Below are 11,523 nucleotides of genomic sequence, written 5' to 3'. Positions count from 1 at the left end.
TTGGGAGGGGTACCCCTCCCAAATACATCTAAATAAAAAAATAAATGAATTAACGAAATACACTTGACTAATCGTAAGAAATAAGCGGAAATTTTCCGGTTATATTCAGAATGGAGCTCGTTTCGGGCTAGATAAGAGGAGATTTTCCGCTTATGCCAAGAAAAACCCCTCATTTTCATGGTTTTCTAATCAAAAGGCGGAATATCTCCGTCTATTTTAAGCCATTTTCAATGCTTCTGACTAATTAAGCGGAATATATCCGTCTATTTTTCAGATCGGGTGTTTATCTGAATTCCTCACTTGGAAAAGCTTTCAATCATTTTAATCAAATGATCTTACTTTTCTTCTAGTAAGTCTACACCAACAACTTGATTAAACCAGATGGTCGTTAAACAACCATCCTCCTCCACTAAATGAATCGTCTTGTTCCATTCATCCAGCTTCTGTACAGATCCTATGAACATTCTAAAGAAGCCCTCTTCCCAAATAGTAATGGTTATGGATTGTTTATGTTCTAATGCCAAACATAGCTTTTGCTCAAATTCATCGATTTGGGATTCATCAACAATAGGCTTATTAATCTTTTGATAGTCAGATCTTAATTCTTTAAGCATTTTGACATGCTCTGGCATGAAGAACGCTGATTGCCACTTCATTTTTCCACGATCTCGTATTCTTGACATAATAAAACCTCCTTTCTGTTACTTTTATTATAGAACAAATGTTCTATAATATGTCTTTTTAAAAAAAATAAGACCCTCATAGTAAGAAGGTCAGTTAAAACATTATTGAATCATCTTTGTTAAATTAAGACTACGTGCAACTAATCGTCTCCAGTACGCTAATCTAAAATGGTTAGAATGTAATCTTTTTTCGATTTCGGAAAGTAGTGGTTCGGCAAACTCTGGGTGAATCATTCTTGGAATCAACTTATGCCAAGAATACTCATCTAATAAATCAATGGCACTTTGAAAGCCCTTTTGATAAGTGGATTCTTCATATTTTAATAAAAAATGCCATTCATTTTTTAGTTTTACGCCATATAAGGTGATGGAACCTTCTTCAGCTCCCAGAATTAATATGATTTCAGGCTTACTCACTTAAACCCCTCCTTTGACCGTACTTGTCCTCCTTTAAAGTCTATTTTTAAAAGAAATAAATCATGTCTATAAAATCGTAGATAACAACCGCTTTGTTTATTCTAGATCTTTCCTATCTACATTTAATTCCACTAAATTTCCATCAGGGTCCGCGCAAAAGATTTGAGCAAAGCCACTTTTGCTTTTAAAACGATCGAGTATTTCAATATTATTCTTTTGCAACCATGCTAAAGTATCTGAATAATTCTCAACTCTAAGAGCAAAATGACCTTCTCTACTGCTTAAGCTTTTATCTGTACGAATCGTTTGTGAGGAAGGGAGAACAATCAGGTGAAGTTGCTGTTGGTCAACTTCATACCAAGCACCCGGAAAGTCAAAATTAGGACGCTGTATTTCTTTTAAACAGAGAATATTACTGTAAAAATTTTTTGCTCGTTCTAGATTTGTAACAGATAGACTAACATGATGAAGCCCTTTATATTTGATCAAAACCGACATCTCCAATTTGATATAAATGTAAATTAAATAATAACATAAACTGTCCCCTCTTTTGAAAAACGAAGTGCAAGGCATTGTTCAGTTTCCTGGTAAATGCCTTGCACCTTTTGAGATAGGTCCGATAGTTAATTGTTTACTTATCATAATAGCAATCTTTAATATAACGATTGAGATAAGAATATAATATGAAAGGTCCCACCAAACATAGCTGTGAAGGATTCCCACTTTTTTTAGAATGAAATTAGCAAGCCACATACATAATGCTGCAAACACATATTTCATCCATTCAAATTTCCATTTTAGCTTAGCCACTACAACATAGAATAGACACGCACATAAATAAAAAATGGCTGCAAATGCAGTTGTATCTTCCGCTGGATCGTCAAACCAGCCAGGTAAATAATGCCTACTTCCAAATAACATGATAGGGGATATGTGCAGGTTCCCACTAATGGGCCCTAAAATGAAAAACAAAACTATTGAATGAGTTATTCCATTTAGAGGGAGCATGATTTTTTGATGCAAAAATTTCGCCGTATAAAAATAGAAAGGGAGGCCAATAGCTGTGAAAGCGATACGCCACCAATTATGAGAATAGATATTTAGCTTCAAAAATAACCACTCAATACAAGCAAAGAGTGACACGAAAAATAGAATCCAAATCCAATTTTTCCGAAACGTTGCAATAAAGGTAGCTACCACAGGTAAGGCAAAGACGTTAGAAGCTATGGCTCCCATGTTACTGTCGTAAAAGGAATCAGTCTTGATAAACTTCGGATAATACTGATAGCTATGTAAAAAATTATAGATAACAGCTTCAATCATGAAGCCTAGACCCACCATAGAAAGATAAAGAAATAAGCTCCTGACACTTCTTGTTTTGATAAAAACATAAATAAGAAGAATGAGACTAAGAACGCCCAAGCCAAGATACCAGTACGAATTGATATGCAATCCTTCCCACCTCCATTGGCTACTTCCCATTACTATTTGATTATTTTGGAAATTTTATTCTAAATTAGTAGCAATCAGCCTTTGAAAAAAACCAGTATGAAGAGTTAATTGTGACGAAAGTGTGAAAAAGTCGGGATAATCACCAAAAAGGTCGGAATAAAATCAAAAGAAGTCGGAATAAAATCAAAAGAAGTCGGAATAAACAAAGAGAAAGTCGGAATTACGGAACTAAGAGTCGGAATAATTCGCGCTAGCCCCTTTTTGGTATAAGTTTACTTACTTATATAGTGATTTTCTTCCTCAATTTATTAAAATAGATTGCTAAAAATACATGGTTAGCATTTTAATAATATATAGTAGAGTTTTTTCATAAAATTCAGACGAAATCAAAAAAGGTGGTAGCATTGTGGAATTCGATGTAATCGTAGTTGGTGCAGGACTTGCTGGTTTAGTAGCTACAGCAGAAATGGCAGATGCAGGGAAAAAGGTATTGCTTTTAGATCAAGAACCGGAAACCTCACTAGGTGGACAAGCTTGGTGGTCTTTTGGAGGTTTGTTTTTAGTAGATTCACCAGAGCAGCGCAGGTTGGGGATTAAAGATTCAAAAGAATTAGCTTGGCAGGATTGGATGGGAACAGCTGGCTTCGATCGGGAAAAAGACGAGGACTACTGGGGCCGAAAATGGGCAGAGGCTTATGTCGATTTTGCAGCGGGTGAAAAGCGAGCATGGCTGCAAAGTATGGGTGTCCGCTTTTTTCCAATTGTCGGTTGGGCAGAGCGAGGCGGATACCTTGCAGAGGGACATGGAAATTCGGTACCACGTTTCCATATCGTTTGGGGAACAGGACCAGGCATTGTAGCTCCTTTCGAACGTCGTGTTAGAGAACAGATGAAAAATGGGCTAGTTGATTATCGACCGCGTCACCGTGTCGACAAGCTCATTCATGAAAATGGTGTCGTTCTAGGTGTAGGCGGTTCCATACTTGTAGCAAGCACTGTAGCTCGCGGAGAAGCAAGTTCCCGAGAGGTAGTCAGTGAATTTGAATACCGCTCTCAAGCGGTAGTTGTCACGAGTGGGGGAATTGGGGCAAATCATGATTTGATTCGTAAAAATTGGCCAAGTCGGCTGGGAGAACCACCTAAGCAAATGCTTTCCGGTGTTCCAGCCCATGTAGATGGACGGATGCTAGCCATAACAGAAGATGCGGGAGGCAGAATCGTCAATCGAGATCGAATGTGGCACTATACTGAAGGAATTAAAAATTGGTCTCCAGTCTGGAACAAACATGGTATCCGAATCCTCCCTGGACCATCATCCATGTGGCTTGATGCCAGAGGGCAACGGTTTCCTGCTCCGAATTTTCCGGGGTTTGATACATTAGGGACCCTTGAAACCATCCAAAAGACGGGTTACAGCTATTCCTGGTTTATTTTAACCCAAAAAATAATCGAAAAAGAATTTGCGCTATCTGGTTCAGAACAAAATCCTGATTTAACTGGAAAAAGTATACCCAAAGTGCTGTCTAGAGCTCTACCAGGAGCACCAGGTCCTGTAAAAGCCTTCATGGAAAAAGGTGAGGATTTTGTCATAGCCGATAATTTAGCGGACCTAGTCACGGGTATGAATAAGCTAACCGAGGAAAAGTTATTGAACCTTGATGAGATTGAACGACAAATTCGAGCTAGAGACCGTGAAATGGAAAATACATTCACAAAGGACCTTCAAATTACAGCTATCCGAGGAGCTCGAAATTATATCGGCGATAAATTAATTCGCGTTGCCCCTCCGCATAAATTACTTGATCCAAAAAATGGCCCTCTAATTGCGGTGAGGTTGAATATTGTTAGCCGCAAAACATTAGGTGGACTTCAAACTGATTTGTCAGGTCAAGTTTTAAATTCTGCCGGAGAACCGATTCCTGGGTTATATGCAGCAGGAGAAGTATCAGGATTCGGAGGAGGAGGCGTTCACGGGTATCGTGCATTAGAGGGGACGTTTTTAGGAGGCTGTCTTTTCACAGGACGGGTGGTAGGTCGAGCTATAGCAGCGGAATTAAAGTAGCTTTAGAGTGTAATGGGATTCTTTTCTTCCATTTTTTGTACTGTTTTTAAGTAGGAGTCGGTATAATAATAGATAGATTAACAAAATAATAGAGATGAAGGTACAGATGATTTCAACACATAATATTCGGATTTTGTTTTGGGTGCGATTCTTTGGAACTATTAATTTTATCGCACCAGTATTAACTCTTTTTTACTATGGGAGAGGACTTGAAGCAACACATATTTTGTGGCTGCAGTTGTTTTGGAGTGGTGCGGTCCTGTTAGGAGAGGTTCCAGGTGGTATTGTCGCAGACCGCTATGGAGCAAAGGTTTCCTTTTTAATCGGGGCATTAGTTAAAATTTCTAGTATTGTTTTATTAATATTCGCTCATGATCCGTGGATGTTTTTCTTATTTAGTGCCTTAAATGGATTATCTGTAACCTTTTTCTCTGGTGCAGATGAGGCATTACTATATGAATCATTGAAAGAAGATAATAAACACGACAAAATGGACGAGGCCATGGGAAAAATCCAATCAGCTGGGTTTATTAGTATGATTTTAGCTGTGTTATTTGGGGCGTATATGGCAAAGGATTTAGCGGATAAGCAATTTATTCTACTAATTATCTTAGGATTAGTTTTTCACCTAGTAGAATTTATTCTTCTATTCTTTGTTAAAAATCCTGCTTCCAGTGGGTCTTACCGCGATAATCCTTTTACACAAGTGGTTGCTGGTATCAAAGTCATAAGGAAGGCACCGGTATTACTATTGTTGTTTCTAAATTACACACTTGTTTTTATCCCAGCGGATTCAGTCTATGAAGCATTTAATCAACCATTATTCAAAGATGCCGGTTTACCCGTTATGTTCATCGGTGTTTTATACGCTTTAGCCGCCATCGGAGGATTTATTGTTTCCCAATCGGTTGGTTGGTTTACAAGTCGATTTGCTCGAAAAGGATTAATGTGGGTGACGGGTGGAGTAGCAGCTGCTGGATTATTTTTATCCGCAATGTTTGGAGAGTCATTGTGGATTGTTATTGGGGCCTTTTTTATTATTAGAATTGGCCAAGCAATCAGACATCCCATATACTCTCAATTAACCAATGATCTGATTCCATCGCATATCCGTGCAACAACTCTTTCATTAATTTCCGTACTAGATTCTGCCTTTGACCTCGTTATATTTGGGCTGTTATCTAGTGTTGCCTTTAATGGATTAAATGGGATATTGATTGCTTGCAGTATGATAGCCCTAGTAGGGACATTAATTCCTATAAAAAGAGTAAAAGAAAGTTTGGTATAGAATACAGTTTAAAATAGTAAAAGGAGACAGATAAAATGACAGAAAAAGTACTTAAAGCAATTCAAGATTATTATCCAGATGATTTTGCTTATTGTTACGGGTGTGGTCGTCGAAATTCGGAAGGTCATCATTTCCGAACGGGCTGGCAAGGGGAACAAACAATTAGTTTGTATACACCACTTCCAGAACATACAGCGATTCCAGGGTTTGTGTACGGCGGTGTGATTGCGTCATTTATTGATTGTCACGGGACAGGATCTGCAGCACTTGCTTTACATCGAAAAAATGGCCATGAACCAGGGGATGGAACTGAACCCCCGCGGTTTGTAACCGCTTCGTTAAAAGTTGATTACGTAAAGCCAACTCCTCAAGGTATCTCATTAAAAGCAATTGGAACAATCCATGAGATCCATCCAAAAAAGTGGAAGGTAGATATTGAGGTTTTTGCTGAAGAAACACTTTGTGCTCGTGGGGAAGTTGTAGCAGTAGTCATGCCAAGCACCTTTTTAAAAAAAGATTAAAAATCCAGGTTAGGCACTGATTAATGACTTTATGTCCTTTTCAGTGCCTGACATATTACAACTTCATCAAGCTTCATTCACATTCCTCAAATTCAAACTCAAATGCAGTTTTTTATGACCAATACTCCGTTTATTGAAATTAAATACTTCCAGTTGAGTTGATTTTTTTACGAAAAGCGGGTGCCGTGGATGACCTTCTGTAGTTTGGCCAAGACAAAATAAGCGATAGCCTTTTAAGAGTTCTTCTAATTCCTTGTAGTCATTATGATGTACCGTTACATTGGTACCCCAAGCTACTACCCTAATGGCTGCATCCTTTAATGCCTTTTCAATATAAAAGCTATTTTCTAGCCCTGTAGCTGTTTCTTTCGTCAAACTTTTTAAATAGCTATAGTCAGTTGATTGAAAAGCATACACATTGACAATTTCCAACGAGCCACAGTTCCAATTCTTTGCGAATGTTATACATCTTTTAGTCGTTCGATCATCCTCGATATCATCTGCAGTACTAGGATTTAACATGATGAAAACCGCTTTTCTTGGGTTATGACTGTTCCACGTTCTTTTTAAAGAATAACGATAATTTCCTTCCATTACGGCAGATTTTTTCAATAGACATCCCCCTTTTAAATCCTATTCAAACTAATCATATGTAGGTATTTTTTTATTTAACACTATTTCTAGTAAGGACATGCACAGATAAATCAAAGGTACCAAATGTAAAAAATGGTTATAAGGGTTACAGCACTTTCCTGTTTTTTGGAAAAAACTTTGTAAAAAGAAGGAAAGAACCTTGTAAATAGCGAATAAAAATTAGTCTGAGTTTTATTATGTATGAAGGGAGTCATATTTTTGCAAGATTTCAATGAGAAGAAGTTAGTGTGGATTGCGTGGGCGATTATGATAGGGATTATTGGCCCAATCCTATCTTTTGTAGGGCCAAATCTCTTTCAAGAGCTTTTTCGAAAAACTAGTCAGACATTGTACATAAATACACCGATGCTCGCGAATATTCTCTTTTTCAGTGGGGCTGTGTTTCTAGTATTGTTTTGTGCTTTAATGTACTGGGGAAGAAGGTTTATAGCCTTTTCCATTCCGTCTGTATTAATCGCTGCTGCCCTATTTTATTTAAGCTTCAATTACTTTTTAATAATGTCAAAAGAAAGTTTAGTAGAAAAACCTCTATTTTCATTTGATGAGTTTACTTATGGTTGGGACGACGTAAAAGAGGGAGAAATGTTGATAACCGATCCAAAAGTAGGGACAGGAAACTTAATCCTTACTTTTAAGGATGGACATATAATGGAGTTTGAAAGAAATAAATATATGCTAGATAACTTCGGTATGATTAACAAACTTCTCAAAGAAAATGGGGTAGTATATAAAATAGTGATACAAGAGGAAGACTCGAAGTAAATTAACATAGTTTTCTTGCAAAGTAACAGCTTGTAGAACCCATATATTTACAAGCTGTTTTTTCGTCTATCTCTTTCATTCCAACTATTTAATTGATAAAATACCAATAAGAAATAATATATTCGAAAAAGGCAAACTAGGCGAAAGTCTAGGACGCAAAGCCATGGGTCTAAGGTTTCTATCAAACTACGACAGCCGGGTTACCGAATAGCATCTTGTTATGTTTGAACTGATGACTATTCCATTCTAAATGGGATAGTCATTTTTTTGGATAGGTTAAATAAGTATGGAACAAAAGGAGAATTGATGAAATACTTTCATTTTATTATATACGGTTTATTTGTCCTGGCAGCTATTGAATTTACAGGAAACATATTTCATTCTTTCCGAGTTGAGGACCATGGGTTTTTAGACGGAATTCTGCTATTGAGTATTGCTATACTTGCAATCATCTTAAAACTACATTCGAATAAGAATAGGAAAATGGAAGACCAATTATTAGAAGGTGAGAAACGCTATAAATCACTCTTTGCTCATAATCCTGACCCTGTTTTGAGTTTTGATATTTTAGGGAATATCACGAGTGTGAATCCTGAAGCGGTAAAGTGCTCCGGTTATTCAGAGGAAGAGTTGTTAACGATGAATTTTTCAAAAATGCTCGTTCCAGGTGAATTAGAAAAGGTTTCTCATTTTTTTCAAAGAGTGCTAAATGGGACGGCACAAAATTATGAGACGGCATTTCATCACAAAAATGGAGACGTCATTGAACTTAATGTGAAAAATATGCCAATATACAAAAACCATGAAATTGTAGGTGTTTTCACCATATTAAAAGATGTGACTGAGAGTAAAAAAGCACAGCAGCTGTTGGATGGACAAACGCGAGTGCTTGAAATGATTGCAAAAGGTAACTCGATTACAGAAATATTTGAAGAAATTATCGATATTTTTGAATATCAGTCTAATGGAGGCTTATGTTCGATACTTGTGGTAGATGATAGTAAAACAAGGCTGTTAACAGGGTCCGCCCCAAGATTGCCAAAAGAATACAATGAATCGATTAACGGGGGATTAATTAGCGAGAACGGTGGATCCTGCGGAACAGCTTCCTATCTTAAGACGCGAGTGTTTGTTGCTGATATTGCTACCGATCCACTTTGGACAGATTATCGTCAGCTTGCTTTGAAGCATGGCTTAAAATCATGTTGGTCATCACCAATCTTAGATAATCATAATGAAATTCTAGGGACATTTGCGGTCTATTACAAGCATGAATGCTTACCTTCTAAACAAGATATCCAATTAATCGATAAGGCAACCTATCTCGCAAAATTAGCCATTCTTCATTTTCAAGCGGTGGAAAAAATTAATCACATGGCCTTTCATGATGCCTTAACTGGACTAGCAAATAGACGATTGTTTAATAGTGAATTTGAAGAAGCCCTTATTCGTGCTAAAGAATCAAGGTCAGAGATTGGATTGCTTTTTCTTGATTTAGATCGTTTCAAGATTATCAATGATTCACTAGGGCATAGTTTAGGAGACTTACTATTACAAAAGGTAGCGAATAGGCTAAAGTTTACATTAGATATGGAGACCATCATTTGTCGCCAAGGTGGAGATGAGTTTCTAATTTTAGTAGAAGGGGTCTCGTTGGACGAAACCATACAGGTTGCCAATCAGATCATTAAATCGTTATCCCAGCCCATACGATTAAAGGAGCATGAAGTTGTAATCACTCCTAGTATAGGAATTAGTCGTTACCCCGATCATGGTGATGATCCGGATACATTGATAAAAAATGCCGACATAGCTATGTACAATGCAAAAAGACTAGGGAAAAATAATTTCCAACTTTATCAATTTATGCAAGAAGAAATAACAAATGGACAGTAACAATTATAGGGAACAGGCCAGAGAGACGTTTATGACACTCTCATGTCTGTTCCCTACTTTAATTCATCAGATGTTTTTTAAGAGGAATCTCACACCCTTATTTAATTGGACAAGTTCTTTTAAGGTACTTTGCGAAAACTAAAATTTCATTGAATAATAAAAAATGCTTAGGAGATATTAAGGTTGACATGAAACCAAATGGTTTTATATAATAACTAAAGTAAAACCAAAAGGTTTCATATCTATATTAGAAAGTGGGAAAAATAATGGGAGCAAATGTAAACACTTTAGAGGATGTAAAACAATCAGTAATCATTGATGCACCAATTCAAAAGGTATGGGATACTGTATCAACTTCAGAAGGTATTGGGTCATGGTTCATGCCAAATGATTTTCAGCCAGTAGTAGGACATGAATTCCATCTGCAATCACCATTTGGTCCATCACCATGCAAAGTAACTGAAATTGATGAGCCTAATAAAATTGTATTTACATGGGATACGGCAGGTTGGGTCGTTTCATTTATTTTAAAAGAGTTGGATGACAAGACTGAATTTACACTAATCCACGGTGGCTGGGGACACCCAGATGATATTCAACCAAAAGCGAACGAGAAAGCTTCTGTTATTCGGGAAAAAATGTCAGGCGGCTGGGTTGGAATTGTTGAGAAACTTCGTAAAACTGTGGAGAGCTAAATGTCATCCTCAGCTGAAAAGCATGATGTATTTCAAGCTATTGCTGACCCAACCCGAAGAGAAGTCCTTCGATTACTTGCAGAAAAAGAATTGCCTATATCAGAAATAACGTCTCACTTTACAATGAGCCGTACAGCCATAGCTAAACATCTTCATATCCTTTCAGAAGCAGAACTAGTCAGCGGTCATAAAGTAGGCAGAGAAAAACGATATAGACTACAGCCAGAAACCCTAAAAGAATTAAAACAATGGCTGTCCTTTTACGAACAATTCTGGAGCAACAAGCTAACCAAACTCAAGCATGTAGTCGAAAACCCAGAAGAAAACAACATAAAAGGAATATAACACATAAAAGCACTGGGAACCCCAGTGCTTTTATGCGTTAATATATGTGGGGACTGTCCCCAAGTGCTTTAAAGCGTTAATATACGTGGGGACTGTCCCTCAGTGCTTTAAAGTGTTACCCTTGTACAGGACGGAATTCGTGTACCCATACTCTCATTTGTGGAAGCCATGGCATTCCAGGGTGGTAGGCTAGAATGGATTGCTTGTAGTCTTCAACTGTTTCGAAGCCTTCTTGTTTTGCATGCTCGTCTGTAAGATCACCAAGTGATTGGGAATAGACATTTTCAATGACAAAATCTTTGCCTTGAAGGCTCATGATTTCACCAATATCAGCATATCTTCCGTTACGACGTGTAGCGGTTTTTTTACCTGCTAGTACTAGTTCAATGTCAGAAGGCATCGTAATTAGGCGTTCAATCGTACAAGTCTTTGGGGGTAAAGTCGTGTTTTCATGTTGATTTGTCATTTGTAAAAATTCCTCCTATTAAATGATTCCTATACACATTACCATAATTTTGTTATTAATAAAAATATGAGAGTATGAGACATCTCATTTTTATGGAGAATTTAGTGTTGGAATAGGGAGGAAATCAGTTTGTTAGCATGAACAATAGTAAAAGCACTCTTTAAATGAAGTGACCCCTAAAAGTTAGACACGGTTATTTCATTAGGCAGCTTGCTCAAAATGAGTTCGGTATTGTACCGGACTCATTTTTAATTTTGCCTTCATCCGTTTCGTATTATAATA

14 protein-coding genes and 1 riboswitch are annotated in these 11,523 nt (G+C 37.3%); of the genes, 7 read left to right on the top strand and 7 right to left on the bottom strand.

Annotated features, from left to right (window positions below; all coding sequences use genetic code 11):
* Nucleotides 1-335 precede the first annotated feature (335 nt).
* From LRP83_RS22885 to LRP83_RS22870, 4 genes are all read right to left on the bottom strand, one after another.
* A complete protein-coding gene (locus LRP83_RS22885; RefSeq protein ID WP_230499145.1) occupies nucleotides 336-683 on the bottom strand; it encodes a YolD-like family protein in 348 nt (115 codons plus the stop codon).
* A 102-nt stretch (nucleotides 684-785) separates the two neighbouring features.
* Complete coding sequence (locus LRP83_RS22880) at nucleotides 786-1,100, bottom strand: hypothetical protein (protein ID WP_230499144.1); 315 nt, start codon at nucleotides 1,098-1,100, stop codon at nucleotides 786-788.
* A 96-nt stretch (nucleotides 1,101-1,196) separates the two neighbouring features.
* On the bottom strand, nucleotides 1,197-1,589 hold the full coding sequence (locus LRP83_RS22875) for a VOC family protein (RefSeq protein ID WP_230499143.1): 393 nt from the start codon (nucleotides 1,587-1,589) through the stop codon (nucleotides 1,197-1,199).
* 87 nt (nucleotides 1,590-1,676) lie between these two features.
* Nucleotides 1,677-2,552, bottom strand: a complete 876-nt coding sequence (locus LRP83_RS22870) for a hypothetical protein (protein WP_230499142.1) — start codon at nucleotides 2,550-2,552, stop codon at nucleotides 1,677-1,679.
* A gap of 406 nt (nucleotides 2,553-2,958) precedes the next feature.
* On the opposite strand from LRP83_RS22870, the gene LRP83_RS22865 reads away from it, so the two are divergent.
* From LRP83_RS22865 to LRP83_RS22855, 3 genes are all read left to right on the top strand, one after another.
* Nucleotides 2,959-4,614, top strand: coding sequence for an FAD-binding dehydrogenase (locus LRP83_RS22865; protein WP_230499141.1), 1,656 nt, complete (start codon nucleotides 2,959-2,961; stop codon nucleotides 4,612-4,614).
* 106 nt (nucleotides 4,615-4,720) lie between these two features.
* Nucleotides 4,721-5,902, top strand: a complete 1,182-nt coding sequence (locus LRP83_RS22860) for an MFS transporter (RefSeq protein ID WP_230499140.1) — start codon at nucleotides 4,721-4,723, stop codon at nucleotides 5,900-5,902.
* A gap of 35 nt (nucleotides 5,903-5,937) precedes the next feature.
* Nucleotides 5,938-6,423: a PaaI family thioesterase gene (locus tag LRP83_RS22855; protein ID WP_230499139.1), complete on the top strand. Its 486-nt coding sequence runs from the start codon at nucleotides 5,938-5,940 to the stop codon at nucleotides 6,421-6,423.
* Nucleotides 6,424-6,489: 66 nt separating this feature from the next.
* On the opposite strand, the gene LRP83_RS22850 is transcribed toward LRP83_RS22855, so the two are convergent.
* On the bottom strand, nucleotides 6,490-7,035 hold the full coding sequence (locus tag LRP83_RS22850) for a DUF1643 domain-containing protein (RefSeq protein ID WP_230499138.1): 546 nt from the start codon (nucleotides 7,033-7,035) through the stop codon (nucleotides 6,490-6,492).
* A 240-nt stretch (nucleotides 7,036-7,275) separates the two neighbouring features.
* Here LRP83_RS22850 and LRP83_RS22845 point away from each other — a divergent pair, with 240 nt between their 5' ends.
* The 4 genes from LRP83_RS22845 (at nucleotide 7,276) to LRP83_RS22830 (ending at nucleotide 10,775) form a co-directional block, all read left to right on the top strand.
* Complete coding sequence (locus LRP83_RS22845; protein ID WP_230499137.1) at nucleotides 7,276-7,839, top strand: hypothetical protein; 564 nt, start codon at nucleotides 7,276-7,278, stop codon at nucleotides 7,837-7,839.
* A 120-nt stretch (nucleotides 7,840-7,959) separates the two neighbouring features.
* Nucleotides 7,960-8,047, top strand: a riboswitch (cyclic di-GMP riboswitch).
* A gap of 98 nt (nucleotides 8,048-8,145) precedes the next feature.
* Nucleotides 8,146-9,735: a diguanylate cyclase domain-containing protein gene (locus LRP83_RS22840; protein ID WP_230499136.1), complete on the top strand. Its 1,590-nt coding sequence runs from the start codon at nucleotides 8,146-8,148 to the stop codon at nucleotides 9,733-9,735.
* A 266-nt stretch (nucleotides 9,736-10,001) separates the two neighbouring features.
* Nucleotides 10,002-10,430, top strand: coding sequence for an SRPBCC family protein (locus LRP83_RS22835; RefSeq protein ID WP_230499135.1), 429 nt, complete (start codon nucleotides 10,002-10,004; stop codon nucleotides 10,428-10,430).
* Nucleotides 10,431-10,775 (top strand): ArsR/SmtB family transcription factor, encoded by a 345-nt coding sequence (locus LRP83_RS22830; protein WP_230499134.1) that lies wholly within the window; start codon nucleotides 10,431-10,433, stop codon nucleotides 10,773-10,775. It abuts the gene before it with no gap.
* 115 nt (nucleotides 10,776-10,890) lie between these two features.
* Here the strand turns inward: LRP83_RS22830 and LRP83_RS22825 are convergent, their stop codons facing one another.
* Both LRP83_RS22825 and LRP83_RS22820 read right to left on the bottom strand, forming a co-directional pair.
* The gene (locus tag LRP83_RS22825) at nucleotides 10,891-11,241 is read right to left on the bottom strand and encodes an ASCH domain-containing protein (protein WP_230499133.1); all 351 of its coding nucleotides are present in this window, start codon (nucleotides 11,239-11,241) and stop codon (nucleotides 10,891-10,893) included.
* Between the two features lie 201 nt (nucleotides 11,242-11,442).
* Nucleotides 11,443-11,523, bottom strand: an 81-nt coding sequence (locus LRP83_RS22820) for an IS3 family transposase (RefSeq protein ID WP_151536060.1), incomplete at its 5' end; no start/stop codon positions are given.

It is taken from the genome of Pseudoneobacillus rhizosphaerae, from assembly GCF_917563885.1.
GTDB classification, from domain to species: domain Bacteria; phylum Bacillota; class Bacilli; order Bacillales; family Cytobacillaceae; genus Pseudoneobacillus; species Pseudoneobacillus rhizosphaerae.
This window is presented reverse-complemented; position numbering and strand designations above follow the sequence as displayed.